General features: G+C 66.6%; 12 protein-coding genes. 7 read left to right on the top strand and 5 right to left on the bottom strand.

Annotated features, from left to right (window positions below):
• Positions 1-5: 5 nt before the first annotated feature.
• Both ACJMKX_RS13760 and ACJMKX_RS13755 read right to left on the bottom strand, forming a co-directional pair.
• Complete coding sequence (locus ACJMKX_RS13760; RefSeq protein ID WP_405226457.1) at positions 6-3,212, bottom strand: efflux RND transporter permease subunit; 3,207 nt, start codon at positions 3,210-3,212, stop codon at positions 6-8.
• A complete protein-coding gene (locus tag ACJMKX_RS13755; protein WP_405226454.1) occupies positions 3,209-4,393 on the bottom strand; it encodes an efflux RND transporter periplasmic adaptor subunit in 1,185 nt (394 codons plus the stop codon). Before ACJMKX_RS13755 ends, ACJMKX_RS13760 begins: the two co-directional genes overlap by 4 nt.
• Before the next feature lie 283 nt (positions 4,394-4,676).
• Here ACJMKX_RS13755 and ACJMKX_RS13750 point away from each other — a divergent pair, with 283 nt between their 5' ends.
• A complete protein-coding gene (locus tag ACJMKX_RS13750) occupies positions 4,677-6,275 on the top strand; it encodes an FAD-binding dehydrogenase (protein ID WP_405226451.1) in 1,599 nt (532 codons plus the stop codon).
• A 52-nt stretch (positions 6,276-6,327) separates the two neighbouring features.
• Here ACJMKX_RS13750 and ACJMKX_RS13745 read toward each other — a convergent pair whose 3' ends face one another.
• The gene (locus ACJMKX_RS13745; protein WP_405226449.1) at positions 6,328-8,061 is read right to left on the bottom strand and encodes a thiamine pyrophosphate-binding protein; all 1,734 of its coding nucleotides are present in this window, start codon (positions 8,059-8,061) and stop codon (positions 6,328-6,330) included.
• Between the two features lie 16 nt (positions 8,062-8,077).
• Positions 8,078-8,779 carry an NADPH-dependent F420 reductase gene (locus ACJMKX_RS13740; protein WP_405226447.1) on the bottom strand — a complete coding sequence of 234 codons (702 nt, stop codon included), beginning with the start codon at positions 8,777-8,779 and terminating at the stop codon, positions 8,078-8,080.
• A 112-nt stretch (positions 8,780-8,891) separates the two neighbouring features.
• Here ACJMKX_RS13740 and ACJMKX_RS13735 point away from each other — a divergent pair, with 112 nt between their 5' ends.
• Together ACJMKX_RS13735 and lon are read left to right on the top strand one after the other, a co-directional pair.
• Entirely contained in the window at positions 8,892-9,638 is a 747-nt protein-coding gene (locus ACJMKX_RS13735) for a rhomboid family intramembrane serine protease (RefSeq protein WP_405226444.1), read from the top strand.
• A gap of 121 nt (positions 9,639-9,759) precedes the next feature.
• On the top strand, positions 9,760-12,153 hold the full coding sequence (lon, locus tag ACJMKX_RS13730; RefSeq protein ID WP_405226442.1) for an endopeptidase La: 2,394 nt from the start codon (positions 9,760-9,762) through the stop codon (positions 12,151-12,153).
• Positions 12,154-12,230: 77 nt separating this feature from the next.
• On the opposite strand, the gene ACJMKX_RS13725 is transcribed toward lon, so the two are convergent.
• Positions 12,231-12,977, bottom strand: coding sequence for an MlaA family lipoprotein (locus ACJMKX_RS13725; protein ID WP_405226440.1), 747 nt, complete (start codon positions 12,975-12,977; stop codon positions 12,231-12,233).
• 172 nt (positions 12,978-13,149) lie between these two features.
• On the opposite strand from ACJMKX_RS13725, the gene pyrB reads away from it, so the two are divergent.
• The 4 genes from pyrB to ligD (ACJMKX_RS13705) all read left to right on the top strand — a co-directional run bounded on the left by pyrB (position 13,150) and on the right by ligD (ACJMKX_RS13705) (position 16,816).
• Positions 13,150-14,142, top strand: coding sequence for an aspartate carbamoyltransferase (gene pyrB / locus ACJMKX_RS13720; protein ID WP_405226437.1), 993 nt, complete (start codon positions 13,150-13,152; stop codon positions 14,140-14,142).
• Between the two features lie 132 nt (positions 14,143-14,274).
• Positions 14,275-14,889 (top strand): DNA polymerase ligase N-terminal domain-containing protein, encoded by a 615-nt coding sequence (locus tag ACJMKX_RS13715; protein WP_405226435.1) that lies wholly within the window; start codon positions 14,275-14,277, stop codon positions 14,887-14,889.
• Positions 14,890-14,945: 56 nt separating this feature from the next.
• A complete protein-coding gene (ligD, locus tag ACJMKX_RS13710; RefSeq protein ID WP_405226660.1) occupies positions 14,946-15,893 on the top strand; it encodes a non-homologous end-joining DNA ligase in 948 nt (315 codons plus the stop codon).
• Positions 15,894-15,901: 8 nt separating this feature from the next.
• Positions 15,902-16,816, top strand: coding sequence for a non-homologous end-joining DNA ligase (gene ligD, locus ACJMKX_RS13705; protein ID WP_405226432.1), 915 nt, complete (start codon positions 15,902-15,904; stop codon positions 16,814-16,816).
• Positions 16,817-16,860: the final 44 nt, after the last annotated feature.

Raw genomic sequence — 16,860 nt, 5'->3', positions numbered from 1 at the left:
CCGGATCAGGCCGAGCGATGCTCCGGTTCCCGACCCAGCAGGAAATCCCTTACGCTGCGCGCGCCGCGGCCGAAATCCTCCTGCAGGAGGTACAGGCAGGGCACGAGGAACAGGGTAATGACCGTTGCGAAGATGATGCCGAAGCTGAGCGAGACGGCCATCGGGATGACGTACTGGGCCTGGGTGCTCGTCTCCGCCATGATGGGCGCGAGCCCCGCCGCCGTGGTCAGCGAGGTCAGAATGATGGGCCGGAAACGCTGTCGGGCGGCGTCGAGTACGGCCCGCACCCGATCCACCCCCTCGGCACGGGCCCGGTTCACGAAATCGATCAGGATCAGGCTGTCGTTCACCACGACGCCGGAGAGCGCGATGATGCCGAACAGCGAGAACATGCTGATGGCCTTGCCCATGACGATGTGCCCGATCACGGCACCGATGAGGCCGAACGGGATCACCGACATGATGATCAGCGGCTGGGAATAGGACCGCAGCGGGATGGCGATGAGCGCATAGATCAGGAACAGCGCCGCGATCGACGCCACCGAGATATTGCGGACGAAGTCCTGCTCTTCCTGGCTTGCCCCCTCCAGGCCATAGCTGACACCGGGGTGTCGCGCGAGCAGACCAGGGATGAACTCCTCGCTGATCTCCTGGATTATCGGGCCGGGCTCGACCCGTTCGGCGTCGATGTCGGCCGAAACCGTGATGGTGCGCTTGCGATTCAGCCGGGTGATGCTGGAATAGGCCTCGTCTAACTCGATGTCGGCCACCGAGTGGAAAGGCACCTCCGCGCCGTCCGGTGTGCGGATGCGCATGTTCTCAAGGTCTGCCACCGAGCGCCGTTCCTGCTCAGGATAGCGGACCATGACCTTCAGCTCGTCGGTACCCCGCTGGATACGCTGCGCCTCCTCGCCATAGAAGGCCTGGCGCACCTGGCGGCCCAGCGAGGCCATATTCAGGCCCAGCGCCTCGGCCTGGGGCTTGATGGACAGGCGGATCTCCTTGCCGCCGGAGCTGGCCGAGTTCCGTATGTCGAAGACCCCCTCGTACTCGGTGAGCCTGGCCTGCAATTCGGCGGCTGCCCGCTCCAGCGTCTCGTAGTCGCTGCCGGACAGGCCGAAGCTCAGCGGCGCGCCGCCGCCGATGTGGTCGCCGGTGCGGAAATCCAACTCCTTCATGCCGGCGATTTCACCGACTTTCGCCCGCCACATCTCCGCGAAGCGATCTGCCTTGATGGGTCGGCTCTCGCCGCGGAACAGCTCCACCACAGCCTCGCCGCCGGTCTCGCCCGAGGTAAACATGCCGATGCGCTCGATCGGTTCCGGTGCGCCGGGATTCTCCGCGGTGTACTCCTCGTTGATCTCGAATACCGCATTCTCCAGCCGATACAACGCCGCATTGCGGACATCCGGGGCGGTACCGCGCTGCATCTGGAGACTCGCCATCACGAAGTCGCCGGGTACCTCGGGAAACAGCACGGTACGCACGATGCCGCTCTGCATGACGCCGAATGTCAGGATCAGGATGGCGACGAACACGGCGGTGCTGATGCCCCGGTTGCGCAGGGCGCGCTCGAGGAACGGCAGGTACTTTGTCTCTATCAGCCAGCGCAGGCCATGCTGGGTGTGGCGCTGCAGCTTCTGGAAGAAGCGCGGCACCCGCTCGCGCCAGTGGATGCGGCGCCGGGGCCGGAACAGATCGTCCTCGTCGATCGGTTTGATATTCGCGTTCGCAAGATGCGCCGGCAGGATGAGCTTGGACTCCACCAGCGAGAACAACAGGCAGAGGATCACCACCACGGACATGGCCTCGAAGAACGGCCCGGCGAACCCGCCCACGAACAGCATCGGCGCGAAGGCGGCGATGGTGGTCAGCACGCCGAAGGTGGCGGGCACCGCCACGCGTTTCGCTCCGGCGATGACGTTGTCCAGCGTGTGGCCGTCCGCCCGCGTCTTGGTGTAGATGCTCTCGCCGATGATGATGGCGTCGTCCACGACGATGCCGAGCACGAGGATGAAGCCGAACAGGCTGATCACGTTCACCGTGACCGGCCAGGGCATGTGGGGCATCAGCCACAGCGCGCCGAAGAATGTAACGGGTATGCCGACGATGACCCAGCCCGCCACCTTCATACGCAGGAACAGCGACAGGATCAGGCAGACCAGGATAGCGCCCTGGAGCATGTTCCACAGCATCAGGTCCAGGCGGTCCTGCAGATAGAAGGCACGGTCGACCCACACCTCCATGTCCACGCCGTCCGGCAGCGAGTCGCGCTTCTCCGCGACGTATCGTTTCACGGCGGCGGCGGTCTCCAGTTCGTTCTGGTTGCCACTCGCGAGCACGCGCAGCACGGCGGTGCGCTCGCCGTTGAAGTGCGCGAAGCCGTCGGTCTCCACGAAACCGTCGTCGATGTTGGCAATATCGCCGAGCGTGAGGCGGGTGCCGTCCGGATAGGTGCGCAGGACGAGCTGTGCGAACTCCTGCCCCGTGTACACCTGGCCCTCTGTCCGCAGGAGGATGTCGCCGCCGTCGGAGCGGATGGCGCCGCCGGGCATGTCCACGGAGGAATCCCGGATGGCCTGGGAGATCTCGCTCATCGTGAGCCCGTACTTGCGCAGCACGTATTCCGAGACCTCGACGCTGATCTCGTAGTCCCGGTCACCGAGGATCTGGATCTGGTTCACCGCAGGCAGGCGCATGAGCTCGTCGCGGACCTCCTGGGCAACCTCCTTGCGCATGTAGGCGTCCATGTCGCCGAAGATCGACAGGAAGACCACGTGGATGGGGAATTCCTGCTTGTAGATCACCGGCTTCTCGGCGAGGGCCGGGAACGTGGCGATGGCGTCGACGTTGGTCTTCACCTCGCTCAGAACTTCGTTCAGGTCCGCACCCTGATCCACCTCGGCGCGCACCGTGCCTACGCCCTCGGTGGCCGTCGAGCGGATCTCGATGATGCCGTTGATATCCTGGATGGCCTCTTCGACCTTGATCACCACGCCTTCCTCGACCTCCTGGGGCGCGGCGCCAAGGTAGGGTACGCGTACGATCACGGTGTCCACTTCGAAATCCGGCGTCGTCTGCTTGCGGATGGTGAACGCGGAGACCACGCCGAACGCGATGATGAGGAACATCAGCAGGTTCGCCGCCACGTGGTTGCTCGCGAACCAGGCGATGATGCCCTTCTGGTCCGTGGTCTGCTTCGGCCTGCTCATTGCGCGCCGCCCTGCTGCTCCGCGCCGGCGGCGAGACGCTCTCTTTCGGCGCGGTCTCCAGCCGCGGTCCGCACCCGCATCCCGTTGATGGGCGACTCGAGCGCCGTCAGGGTGATGCGCTGGCCCTTCACCGAGTCACTGTGCAGGTAGGCGTACTCCGCGTCAGCACGGATGATGTCGACCGAACGAATGCGCAGGCGGCTGTCTTCGTCGACGAAGAGCAGCTGGTTGTTCGCCCGCAGCGCCCGGCGGGGAACGCGGATGATGTCGTCCATGGTGACGCCGTCGATCTCCGCCGCCACGAATGCGCCCATGGGCAGCGGCGAGCGGTCGTCGTTGCCGGTCTCGAGGCCGTACGGATCCTGGATCCGGGCCACGGCATAGGTCACCCGGTTGGTCTCGTCCACCACGCCCTCGGTGCGCACGATGCGCGCCCCCCAGGTTTCGGCGCGGCCCTCACGTTCGGCAGTCAGCCGCACGGCCGGCCCTTCGACCGCGCCGCCCTCGGTGAGCGCTCCGGGCTCGGGCAGGTCCACGAACGCCAGATCCCGGTCGGTCAGCGGCAGGCGGATCTCGGCGTAATCCGTGGCAAAGGTGACGGCGACGCGCGTACCCGGCGTCACGTACTGGCCGAGGTCGGCTTCCTTGGCCCGCACCATGCCGTCGTAGGGGAGCGTGATGCGGGTGCGCTCCAGGTCCCGCTTCGCCCGGGTCAGTTCCGCCCGGGCCGTGGCCAGGGCGGCTGCTGCGGAGGCGAGATCTGCTTCGGCCCGGTAGCCGCTCAGCTGCAGCTTCTTCGACCCTTCATACTCGATCTCGCGCTGCTTCAGCAGCGCTTCCGCCTGTTCCACCGCCACCCGGTAGTTGGTCGGGTCGATGCGCAGCAGTTCCTCGCCCTTGCCGAAGACGCCGCCGGCGACGAACTTCGGCGAGATCCAGACGATGGGCCCGGACACCTCGGCGCTCAGCACGGTCTCCGTGCGCGGCCGCACGGTGCCCTGGGTGGTGACCCGGAAGTCGACCGCGGTCTCCTCCAGCGGCATCACTTCCACCAGCGGATCGATTTGCGCAATCTCCCGGGTCTGTGGCGGCGGCTTACTCATGGACATGAATATCGTGCCGCCCACCGCCGTGGCGAGGATGGCGACGATCACGGTAAAGCGGAGTATCTTTCGTTTCATGGGTAACTGTCGTTTCACGATCTGCCACGAATCTGCCGGCGATCACTGTCGGGAAGGCCGCCGGACACGGTGTTATAGTCAACTATAGCACTAAATCAGTCAAGCCCCTTGCCCATCCGGCCGGGAATTCGATGCCGGCGGAGGCAAATCGTTCATTACATCGCGATCCGGACCGACCGGGGAATCCGGGCAGCCCGCAAGACGGGCCGGCTCCGTCGCGCCATAATTGGGGTCTTCCGGCAGAATTCCAGAGCCGGCGGCCGCGCCGGCAGGAGGGGAGCACATGCACCGCTACCAGGCAGACGTCATCGTGATCGGCGGCGGCATCGCGGGCATCGCCGCGGCGTGGGAGGCACTGGAACGTGGCCGGCGCGTGCTGATCCTGGACCGGGATGCGGAGGAAAACTTCGGCGGCCTGGCGAAGGAGAGTTTCGGCGGCATCTGGTTCGCCGACTCGCCCCTGCAGCGCAAGCACCGCATCCGAGACAGCCAGGCCCTCGGTCTGGACGACTGGCTGGCATTCGGCGAATTGGGCGCCGACGATCACTGGCCCCGCGCCTGGGCCGAGGCCTACGTGGAACGCTCGGTGCCCGACGTCTACGAATGGCTCACCGGCCTCGGCGTCGATTTCATGCCGATGCCGCTGTGGGTGGAACGCGGCCTGTACGTGCCGGGCAACTCGGTGCCCCGCTGGCACATCGTCTGGGGGACCGGCTACGAACTCGCCGTGGTGCTGGCGCAACGCTTGCTGGACCACCCGCGCAAGGAACTCCTGGAGTGCCGGTTCGGCCATCGGGTGGGTACCCTGACGACTCACGAAGGGTGCATCACCGGCTGCCGCGGCCGCACGGAGGACGGCGGAGAGGCGTTCGAGGCCACGGCAGAGTCCGTGATCATCGCGGCCGGCGGCATCAACGGCGACCTGGAACGGGTACGCCAGAACTGGCACGCGGACTGGAGCGACCCGCCCGAGGTCCTCCTGAACGGTTCCCACAAGTACGCCGACGGCATGCTGCACGATGCGGCCGCCGCCCACGGCGCGGCCATCACCCACCTGGACTGGCAGTGGAACTATGCGGCCGGCATCCCGCACTGGAAGCCACGCAAGCCCCACCACGGCCTGTCGCTGGTGCCGCCGAAATCCGCCCTGTGGCTGAACTGGCGGGGCGAGCGCATCGGCCCGCAGCCGCTGGTGACCGGCTACGACACCCACGACCTGGTCGCGCAGATCTGCAGACAGGAGCGGGCCTACTCATGGCAACTCCTGAACCGGAAGATCGCGCTGAAGGAGCTGGCGATCTCCGGCGCCGAGTTCAATCCATCCTTCCGCGACAAGAAGCGGCTCGCCGTGGCCCGCGACCTGCTGCGGGGCAATCGCTGGCTGTTCGACGAGCTGGTCGCGAACTCACCGGACTTCCTCGTCGCCGACACGCTCGAAGAGCTGGTGGCGCAGATGAACGAGCTGGTCGGCGACGGCTCGGTGGAACTCGATGCGGTCGCAGACGCGGTGACCCGTTACGACCGCCTGATCGACCTCGGGCCGCGTTTCCACAACGACGACCAGCTGCGCCGCATCGCCTTCGCCCGCCGCTGGACCGGCGACCGGCTGCGCACCTGCAACGCGCAGAAGATCGCCGACCCGAAGGCCGGCCCGTTCGTCGTGATCCGGGAATTCATCATCAGCCGCAAGAGCATGGGCGGCCTGCAGACGGATCTCGATTCCCGCGTGCTGGACGCCGCAGGCCAACCGATCCCCGGCCTGTTCGCCGCCGGCGAGGCGGCCGGCTTCGGCGGCGGCGGCATGAACGGCAAGCGCGGCTTGGAGGGGACCTTCCTGGGCGGCTGCCTGCTCGGCGGCAGGTTCGCCGGCCGCGCCGCCTGACCAGACCCCGGCCGCCGCCGGATTCTGGCACCCGGACCTTAGCTGCCGGACCTTAGCCGATCGTGTGGCGTTTCAGCGCCCGGCCGATATAGCGCACCTTCTGGCGGAACGGGAAGCGGCCCAGGTTGACCTTGACCACGCCCTCGGTGAACACGCTCTTGCGCGAGTAGTCGATGTTCACGTCCACGATGACCGGCCGACCATCGGCGGCGATGGCCAGCGCCTCGCCGATCACCCGGTCCACGTCGCCGTCGTTCGCCATCGGCAGATAGGCCGCCCCGGTGGCCGTCGCGACGCCCTCCACCTTCAGGTCGCCGATGACCGTGCAGGTCTTCTCCTTCAGCGGCAGCGACTGGAACTGGGAGATCTGCGCCAGCTCGCCGTCGTGGAAGACGAAGAAGATGGCGCCGATGCCGTTGCTGGCTGCGGTGAGTATCTCCAGCGCCGTCATCATGAACGCGCCGTCGCCGACGATGGCACAGACCTGCTTGTCCGGATGCGCCAGTTTCACGCCGATGGTGCCGGGCACGCAGTAGCCCATGCAGTTGAAGTCGGTGGGCGAGATGAGATGCCTCGACTCGTACACCGGGAACTGCTCGGCGGTAAGGAAAGTGTGATTGCCGTCGTCAACCACGACGTAGCAGTCCCGGTCGAGCTGCTCGCGCAACGCGCGGAAAAAGATGCCCGGGCTGACCTTTTCGTCGCTGCTCTTCTCCCGCCAGCTGGCGAAGAAAGCCTCCTTGTCTTCGCGGATACTCTGGCGCAGTTCGTTGTGCGCCACGGGTGTCTCGCGCCGCTTCTTCAGCTCGTCGCGCAGCGCCTGCATGAACTTCGCGCCGTCCGCCTCGATGGCAACGGTGGCGGGATAATTCTTGTCGAACACTCGGGGATCGATATCGGCATGGATCAGCTGCTCCGGTATCTCCATGCCATAGCTGCCGGTCGCGAGTTCGGCGAAGCGCACGCCCACGGCGAGCAGGCAATCCACCTTCGCGAAGGCGTTGCGGGCCGCCGGCACGGCGGAGGGTCCGAAACCCATGCCCGTGTGCAGTGCGTGGTCGTGGGGGAACACGCTGATGCCCTGCATCGTCGTCGCGACAGGCGCGCCCAGCAGGTCCGCGATCTCCACGCTGTATGCCGTGGCTTCGCGCGCGCCCCAGCCGAGGTAGAGTCCGGGCCGTTCCGCCGCCAGCAGTATCTCCGCCGCCCGCTCCACCAGCGCGGCCTCGGGCGCCGGCGGCTCGTACGAGGGCCGGTAGGGCTGCGGCTCCTCGACGTCGGCCGTGAACATCTGCACGTTGCTCGCGATCTCCACGAACACCGGGCCGGGCAGCCCCGAAGTGGCGATCTCTGCTGCCTCGTAGATCTTCGGTACCACGTCTTCGTGCCGATCCACCAGAAAGGCTGCCTTGGTGATACCGTCCAGCACCTGCTGCTGGTCCAGCTCGTGCAGCTGGTAGTGGCGACCCGAGTCGCGACGGATACCGCCGGAGATTACCAGCAGCGGCACGCCGTCGAGATACGCCTCGCCGATGCCGCTCATGGCATGGGTCATGCCGGCCGCCGGCACGATCACAAGGCAACCGATGGAATCGGAGACCCGGCTCCAGGCCTCGGCCATGAAGCTGCCGCCCTGCTCGTGAGTGACCAGCACCGGCGTGATCTGCTCGCTGCGGTTCAGCTCGTCGTAGATCTCGGTGTTGTGGACCCCCGGCACGCCGAAGGTGTAACGCACACCGATATTCTCCAGGGCTCTCGCCGCGAGCCAGGCGCCGCTGCGTTTCATGTCCGCTCTCCGTTGATCACAGGCGTCCGGCTGTCGGCCGCAGGTGGTAGTCGAATCCCCGGCCGTTAAGCCGCGCGTTCATCCAGAGTATCAGCATACCCTCGATCTCACGCGCGTAGCGCGCCGGGCCTACGTCCAGCGCCTCGAGACCGAGCTCCCGGACCAGCTCGGCGACCCGTCCTTTCGCCGCCGCGTCGTCACCTGCCAGCGGGATGGTCACCGGCCCGCCCGCTATGGCGGGATCCACCATGGTCTGCCAGGAGAGCGTGTTGAACGCCTTTACCACTCGCGCACCCGGGGCGGCCGCCTGGATGCGCTCCGTCATGGAATCGTCGATGGTCCGCACGGCCAGGCGGTCCTCGGTGAAGCGGAACGGATTGGTGGGATCGATGACGAGCTTGCCGGCCAGATCGCCCAGACTTTCCGTCACCTCGACCGCCACTGCGGCGGGTACGGCCAGGATCACGATCTCCGCCGCCGCCGCGGCGCCGGCCGGGGTTGCGGCGGATGCCTCGCCCGGCGTGCCTTCGACGAGTTCACGCACCCGTTCCGCCTCCGGTGTGCGCGAGCCGTAGACCACCGTATGGCCGAGCGCGGCGAGCCGCGGACCCAGCGCGCCGCCGACGTCTCCGGTGCCTATGACGGCGACGGTGGCGGCCTGCACGGGCGCACCCGCAATGAGGAATATTGCAGTGATCACTTTGAAAAGCTGTGGCATCGTCACCATCCTGTTTGCCTGTACCTGTAGGAGGGGCTTTAGCCCCGACCGCGTTTCGCGCCTGAAGGCGCTCCTACATGATAGCCCGACGCCGCACGAACGAGAGCCATCGATGTTTCCGCTACGCGACGAGAACCCGCACTTCCTGACGCCCTATGCGACCTGGACGCTCATCGGGCTGAACGTGCTCGCCTGGGTGCTGGTGCAGGGCCTCGGCACGGAGCCGGCGCTATCGCGCTCGATGTGCAACCTGGCGCTGATCCCCGGCGAGGTACTGCAGACGGCGTCTCCCGGCACCCGGGTGCCGCTGGGGCCGGGCATCACCTGCGTGCTGGGCGACAGCTCCACCTGGTACACCACCATCACGTCCATGTTCCTGCATGGCGGCTGGTTCCACCTGATCGGCAACATGTGGTTCCTCTACATCTTCGGCAACAACGTCGAGGACTCCATGGGCCACAGCCGCTTCGTGATCTTCTACCTGCTGTGCGGCCTCGCGGCGGCGGCCCTGCAGACCGTGTTCGACCCGGACTCCACCATCCCCATGGTGGGCGCTTCCGGCGCCATCGGCGGCGTCATGGGCGCCTACATCCTGCTGTACCCGAAGGTGCGGGTACATATGCTGATCGTGTTCGGCTTCTACATCACCACCATCGCCGTACCCGCCGTGTTCATGCTCGGCTACTGGTTCCTGCTGCAGCTCATCAGCGGTTTCAGCACCATCGGCTCGCAGGGCGGCGGCGTCGCCTTCTGGGCCCACGTGGGCGGTTTCGTCGCGGGCGGCCTGCTCATCCTGCTGTTCCGCGACCCACGCCTGGTGAAGCGCCACCCCAACCACGGGTGGAACCCCCGCCGCTGAGTCACCGTCCGGTCGGAAACACTCGGCCGGCACCGCAGCCGACCACGAGCGCCGGGGATTGAAACGCTCGTGCGCGGCACCATCTCTGCGTTCCGGAGTCAACCATCATTCCTGTAACGCAGTGAACGAACGCAACCAACAGATCGAACCCCGCGCGGAGGAAGAGAACGGCGAATCCCGCGTCCCCGAGGACGTGCTGCTGGTCCTGCCGGTGCGCAATCTCATCGTCTTCCCGGGTGCCGTGACCCAGGTGGCGCTTGGCCGCGAGGTCTCCATCGCCGCGGCACAGGAGGCCGTGAAGAACGATCGCAAGCTGGGGCTGGTGCTGCAGCGGGATTCCGCCGTGGACGAGCCGGGCCCGGCAGACCTGTACAAGGTGGGCACCATCGTCAGCGTGGTGCGCTACATCACCGCGCCCAACGGCATGCACCACCTCATCTGCCAGGGCGAGGAGCGCTTCCGGGTGCTCGACTTCGTCCCGGGCCTGCCGTTCATGGCGGCGCGCTTCGACACCATCCCCGAGCCGAAGGGCACCAGCCCGGAGGCCGAAGCGCTGGCGAATCACGTCAAGCAGAAGGCCGGCGAGCTGATCCAGCTGCTGCCGCAGGTGCCGCCGGAGCTGCCGACGGCGCTCGCGAGCATCGAGTCGCCGGGACTACTGGCCGACCTGGTCGCAGGACTGATCGACATCAAGCCGGCGGAGAAGCAGTTCATCCTGGAGACGATCGAGGTCCGCGAGCGCCTCGAGCGGCTGGCGGAATTCCTGACCCATCGCCTGAAGGTACTGAAGCTCTCGAAGGAGATCGACGAGCAGACACAGGACAAGATCGACGAGCGCCAGCGCGAGTATCTGCTGCGCGAGCAGCTGAAGACCATCCAGAAAGAGCTCGGCGAGGACGAGGGCGCGCCCGAGGCGGAGGAGATCGAGCGGGCCATCGACGAGGCCGGCATGCCGCCGGAGGCCGAGAAGCAGGCCCGCAAGGAGCTGAAGCGCCTGAAGGGGATGCCGGAAGCGGCGGCGGAGCATTCCATGATCCGCACCTATCTCGACTGGCTGACCTCCGTGCCCTGGTCGAAGGAGGACGAGGAGAACATCGATATCGCCCGGGCCCGTGAAATCCTGGACGAGGACCACTACGGCCTGGACAGGGTCAAGCGCCGCATCCTCGAGTACCTGGCGGTACGCAAGCTGAACCCCACCGGACGCAGCCCCATCCTGTGCTTCGTGGGCCCGCCGGGCGTCGGCAAGACCTCGCTGGGCCAGAGCATCGCCCGTGCGCTGGGCCTGGAGTTCGTGCGCGCGAGCCTCGGCGGCGTGCACGACGAGGCCGAGATCCGCGGCCATCGCCGCACCTACATCGGCTCCATGCCCGGCTCCGTCGTCCAGAGCATCGTCAAGGCAGGCACCCGCAACCCGGTATTCATGCTGGACGAGATGGACAAGCTCGGCGTGGGCTTCCACGGCGACCCGTCGTCGGCGCTGCTGGAGGTGCTGGATCCGGAGCAGAACTCCACGTTCAAGGATCACTACCTGGACGTGCCCTTCGACCTCAGCAAGGTGCTGTTCGTCGGCACGGCCAACGTGCTCGACAACATCCCGGGACCGCTGCGCGACCGTATGGAGGTGATCGAGCTGCCCGGCTACACCCAGGAGGAGAAACTGGAGATCGCCCGGCGCTACCTGGTGGGCCGACAGCTCGAAGCGAACGGCCTGAAGGCCGAACAGGCCGCCATCGACGACGAGGCCATCGAGAAGCTGATCGACGGCTACACCCGCGAGGCGGGCGTGCGTAACCTCGAGCGCCAGATCGGCGCGGTGCTGCGCCATGCCGCGATGAAGATCACCGAAGGCACGGCGGACACCGTGCACGTGACCGCGGAAGATCTGCAGTCGATCCTGGGCGCGCCGAAGTTCGAGAGCGAGGTAGCGCTGCGCACCAGCGTGCCCGGCGTCGCCACCGGTCTCGCCTGGACCCCGGTGGGCGGCGACATCCTCTTCATCGAGGCAAGCCGCATCCCCGGTCAGGGCAAGCTGATCCTCACTGGCCAGCTCGGCGACGTCATGAAGGAGAGCGCCCAGGCGGCGCTCAGCCTGAACAAGAGCCGGATGGACGGTCTGGATTCCGCCATAAAGGCGTTCGAGGAGCACGACGTACACATCCACGTGCCTGCGGGCGCCATCCCGAAGGACGGGCCCAGCGCCGGCGTGGCGATGTTCGTCGCCGTCGCGTCGCTCATGAGCGGGCGCAACGTGCGCAAGGACGTGGCGATGACCGGCGAGATCAGTCTGCGGGGCCTGGTGCTGCCGGTGGGCGGCATCAAGGAGAAGGTGCTGGCAGCGTTGCGAGCCGGCATCAATACCGTGCTGCTGCCTGCGCGGAACCGCAAGGACCTGGAAGAAGTGCCGGAATCGGCCCGCGACCAGCTCGAGTTCATCTGGCTCGAGAACGTGGACCAGGCGCTGGCGGCGGCGCTGGAACCGGAAGGCGCGGAAGACAAACCGCAGGCGGCCTGAACAGGCGTGCAGGAGGGCCTTCAGGCCCGATTTTTCAAGGAATCGGGGCTAAAGCCCCTCCTACAGTCCCTCCTACATTATTCCTCGTCGAGGAATTCCTCTTCGAAGAAGTCGTCCATCGGCGGATCGCCATCGTAGATGAGGTACTCCCTGCGCTGCAGGTAGGAGCTGCGAACGAAGAGATACGGGTCGTTAGACGCCTCGATCTGTGAGTCCACCGAAAGCAGCCGTGCCCGCATGTCGACGATCTCCAGCACGAACAGCTTGTCCCGGATCGAGGACTCGTCGATGTAGTAGAGGCCGTTGAAGCCGATGTCCGCCGGCCGCGAGATCGCGTCGCGCAGCGTCGCCGGCCCCAGGAACGGCAGCACCACATAGGGTCCGGCCGGCACGCCCCAAACCGCCAGAGTCTGGCCGAAGTCCTCGTTGTGTTTCTCCAGCCCGATGTCCGAGCCGACGTCGATCAGCCCACCGAGCCCGACCGTGGTGTTCACCAGCAACCGCCCGGTATCCGACAGGGCCGCCTCCGGCTTGGCCTGGAGCAGGTTGTTGAAGATGACGAAGGGATACCCGAGATTGCTGAAGAAATTGCCGACGCCCTGGCGTACCAGCGACGGCGTGACCTTCTTGTAGCCCTTCGCGACCGGCTTCAGCAGGACCCGGTCGAACGCGTCGTTGAACTGGTAGGTCACCCGGTTCACCGGCTCCAGCGGATCCGGTGTGGCGCCCGGGTACTCGGGTTGCGACGCGCAACCGCCCAGGAACGGGACCAGGAGGACGGTCAGCAGGAATGGGCGGACCAGCGTCGGCCGTTCGGATTGCATGAAGAGGCTCTCGGGCTATTCGGACTCTGCGCCGGCGACGGGCCGACCCTGCGAGACTATAGTAGGCGGACGCCGGCAGCGTCCAGCCTCGGGCCGCCGCATGGTGGTTTACCGACATCGACAGACCGGCCTCCTTTCCCGATAATCCCTGCGCGCGCCGCGGGAGTACTGCATGTTCCATATCGTCGATACCGATATCTTCGACCGTCCGCTCCTGGACGAACTCTGCGAACTGACCACCGCCGTCCGGACCGTCGCCAAGCCGGCGGAGGGCGCCCGCTTCCTGCAGCACCTGCTGCCCACCCGACGGGCGATGCTCTACTTCACCCAGCCGAGCACGCGGACCTTCCTGTCCATGAACAACGCCTGCCACGTGCTGGGCATCCGTACCAGCGAGATCCGCAACCCGGAGGTCTCCTCCGAGGTGAAGGGCGAGACGTTCGAGGACAGCATCCGCACGTTCAGCTCCTACGTGGACCTGATCATCATGCGCACACCCGAGGCCGGTTACGCCGCGCGCGCCGCTGCGCTGATGAACAGCATTCCGCGGCCGGTGCCCATCATCAACGCGGGCAGCGGCAAGGACCAGCACCCCACCCAGGCCCTGCTCGACATCTATACGCTGGAGCGCAGCTTCGAGCCGCGTGGCGGCATCGACGGCAAGACCATCGGCATGATGGGGGACCTGAAACGCGGCCGCACCGTGCGCTCGCTGAGCCGACTGATGCGCTACTATGAGGGCGTGCAGCTCGTCTTCGTAGCGCCGCCGGCCTACGAGATGGAACCGGACATCAAGGACTTCCTGACCGAACACGGCGTCGAATTCCACGAGACCCGGCGCCTGCACGAGATACTGCCCGAACTGGATGCTCTCTACGTCACCCGCATGCAGTTCGAGCACGACGTGGCGGACGAGTCCTCCGGTGTGAATCTCGCCCCCTTCACGGTCGGGGAGCGGGAGCTCGGCCTGATGAAGAAGGACACCGCCGTCATGCATCCGCTGCCGAGGGGCCCCGAGATCCAGCCCGAGGTCGACCGGGACCCCCGGGCGATGTACTGGCGCCAGGAGAGAAACGGCATGTGGATGCGGGTGGCGCTGATGGCGAAGATCTTCGGCGTGAGCGAAGCCATCACCAAGGCGTTGCCGAAATACAGCGACGCCTGAGCCGCACTCCCCGCGGATCGTTCCGCCCTCGCACCGGCCCGGCTACGGCAAGCCGCAGCGTTCCTTCGGACACCGCAGCCGCTGCGGCTTGTGCGACTTGCGCCGCCGTTTTCCCTGCGTCAGTCTGAATCCATGGGTTCGGACAAGGACAGCCTCGGCCCGTATCGGGAGAAGCGGGATTTCGACAAGACGCCGGAGCCGGCGACCGGCGGCGGAAATGGTGACGGCGATGGCAGCCGGCGCTTCGTGATCCAGAAGCATGACGCCTCCAGCCTGCATTACGACTTCCGCCTGGAATTCGACGGTACGCTGAAGTCATGGGCCGTGCCGAAGGGGCCGTCGACTGATCCCCGCGAGAAACGCCTCGCGATCCGCACCGAAGATCACCCGCTGGATTACGCGGACTTCGAGGGCGTCATCCCCGAGGACGAGTATGGCGGCGGCACGGTGATGGTGTGGGACGCCGGCACCTATCGCAACCTGCGCGCCGGCAAGGGCGAGGACTCGCTGGACATGCCCGGCTCGCTCCGCGGCGGCCTGATCGAGGTATGGCTCGACGGCGAGAAGCTGACAGGCGGCTATGCGCTGAAGCGCATCGAAGCGGGCGAGAAGTCCCGCTGGCTGCTAATCAAGATGGACGACGACGAGGCCGACGCCCGCCGCAACCCGACCAACACCCAGAACCGCTCGGTGAAGACGGACCGCACTCTGCATCAGATCGCGAAGACCGGCGAGGAGGACTCGTGAAAGAGCCGTTCGCATCGCTGCCGGAGGCCGCGCGGGACAAGCTGCAGCGCGAGGGCATGCCGGACTGGACGGCGCCCATGCTCGCCACCCTCACCGACGACCACTTCTCCTCGGAGGACTGGATCTACGAGCGCAAGCTGGACGGCGAACGCTGCCTGGTGTTCGGGGACGGGCGCGGCGTGCGCATACTCTCGCGCAACAGGAAGAAGCTGAACGATACCTATCCGGAGCTGGTGGAGGCACTGGAGGAAGCCGGGCCGGACCGCTTCATCACCGACGGCGAGATTGTGACCTTCGACGGCAAGGTGACGAGCTTCAGCCGGCTGCAGCAGCGCATCGGCATCAGCGACCCCGACGAGGCACGGGCCACCGGCATCGGCGTCTGGCTGTATCTCTTCGACCTGATCTATCTGGACCGCTACCTGCTGGACGAACTGCCGCTGCGCAGCCGCAAGCGCCTGCTGCGCGACGCCTTCGATTTCGGCGGCCGTCTGCGCTATACCCGTCACCGCAACACCGAGGGCGAGGCGTACTACCAGGAAGCCTGCCGGAAGGGCTGGGAGGGCGTCATCGCCAAGAAGGCAGACGGCCGCTATGTCCATTCGCGCTCGCGCGACTGGCTGAAGTTCAAGTGCGTCAACCGCCAGGAACTCGTCATCGGCGGCTACACGGACCCGAAAGGCTCGCGCAAGGGCTTCGGCGCGCTGCTGGTCGGCTACTACGAAGACGACGAGCTGCGCTACGCCGGCAAGGTGGGGACGGGCTTCGACGACGAGACGCTCGAGAAACTGCACGACCGGATGCAGGCCATCGAGCGGGACGAGCCCGGATTCGACGAGGAGGTGCGCGAGAAGAACGCGCACTGGATAACGCCCGAACTGGTCGGCGAGTTCGGCTTCACCGAGTGGACCGGCGACGGCAAGCTCCGCCATCCGCGCTATATCGGCCTGCGCGAAGACAAGCCGGCGAAGAAGGTGCGGCGGGAGCGCCCCCGCGATGTCTGAGACGACCCATGCCTGAAGAAAGCCGCCGACTGAGCTTCGGGCGCCTCGTGGTGGAGACCTCCAGCGAGGACAAGGTGCTCTACCCGGACGCCGGTATCACCAAGGGCGACGTGATCGAGTATTACCGCACCGTGGCGGAATACGCCCTGCCCTGGGCGTCCGAACGCTTCCTCACCCTGCAGCGCTTCCCGGACGGCCTGGGCGAGGACGGCTTCTACCAGCAGGCCCGTGCGGACTACTTCCCCGACTATGTCGAGGGCGTCACAGCCGATCGGGTGGGCGGCGGCGAGGTGGAACACATCGTCGTTCGCAACGCCGCCGGGCTCGTCTACCTGGCCAACCAGGGCACGCTGACCATTCACGCCTGGCTGAGCCGGCGCGACCGGCTGCACCACCCGGATCGAATGGTGTTCGACCTCGACCCTCCCGACGACGACTTCGGACCGGTTCGCGACGCCGCCCGGATCACGGGCGACTTCCTGCGCGAGCTGGGGCTCACCCCCTACGTCATGACCACCGGCTCCCGGGGCCTGCACGTTGTGGTCCCGCTGGAGCGCAGCGCAGACTTCGATCGAGTCCGGGACTTCGCGCGCCGTGCCGCCGACTTGCTCGCCGAACGCCATCCGGACACCCTCACGGCGGAGCAGCGCAAGGACAAGCGCAAAGGCCGGCTGTACCTGGACGTCATGCGCAACGCGTACGGCCAGACGGCGGTGATGCCCTACAGCCTGCGCGCGAAACCCGGCGCGCCGGTGGCGACGCCGCTGGCCTGGGACGAACTGGGCGCCGGCGACCTCACGGCGCAGCGCTATCACATCGGCAACCTGTTCCGCCGGCTCGGCCAGATCGAGGACCCGTGGGCGGACATGAAGCGCCACGCGGCCGGCATCGCGGCCGCCGACGAAGCGCTGAATAACCTGTAGGAGGGCCTTCAGGCCCGATGCTGTCAGCCTCGACCCAGCATTCT

The organism is Lentisalinibacter sediminis, assembly GCF_040706615.1.
GTDB classification, from domain to species: Bacteria; Pseudomonadota; Gammaproteobacteria; order Steroidobacterales; family Woeseiaceae; genus Lentisalinibacter; species Lentisalinibacter sediminis.
This window is presented reverse-complemented; position numbering and strand designations above follow the sequence as displayed.

Coding starts and splice junctions, on each gene's coding strand:
- ACJMKX_RS13725 (WP_405226440.1), bottom strand. CDS start 12,977: ATGCAATCCGAACGGCCGACGCTGGTCCGCCCATTCCTGCTGACCGTC.
- ACJMKX_RS13745 (WP_405226449.1), bottom strand. CDS start 8,061: ATGAAACGCAGCGGCGCCTGGCTCGCGGCGAGAGCCCTGGAGAATATC.
- ACJMKX_RS13755 (WP_405226454.1), bottom strand. CDS start 4,393: ATGAAACGAAAGATACTCCGCTTTACCGTGATCGTCGCCATCCTCGCC.
- ACJMKX_RS13760 (WP_405226457.1), bottom strand. CDS start 3,212: ATGAGCAGGCCGAAGCAGACCACGGACCAGAAGGGCATCATCGCCTGG.
- ligD (WP_405226432.1), top strand. CDS start 15,902: ATGCCTGAAGAAAGCCGCCGACTGAGCTTCGGGCGCCTCGTGGTGGAG.
- ACJMKX_RS13715 (WP_405226435.1), top strand. CDS start 14,275: ATGGGTTCGGACAAGGACAGCCTCGGCCCGTATCGGGAGAAGCGGGAT.
- ACJMKX_RS13735 (WP_405226444.1), top strand. CDS start 8,892: ATGTTTCCGCTACGCGACGAGAACCCGCACTTCCTGACGCCCTATGCG.
- ACJMKX_RS13740 (WP_405226447.1), bottom strand. CDS start 8,779: ATGCCACAGCTTTTCAAAGTGATCACTGCAATATTCCTCATTGCGGGT.
- pyrB (WP_405226437.1), top strand. CDS start 13,150: ATGTTCCATATCGTCGATACCGATATCTTCGACCGTCCGCTCCTGGAC.
- ACJMKX_RS13750 (WP_405226451.1), top strand. CDS start 4,677: ATGCACCGCTACCAGGCAGACGTCATCGTGATCGGCGGCGGCATCGCG.
- ligD (WP_405226660.1), top strand. CDS start 14,946: ATGCCGGACTGGACGGCGCCCATGCTCGCCACCCTCACCGACGACCAC.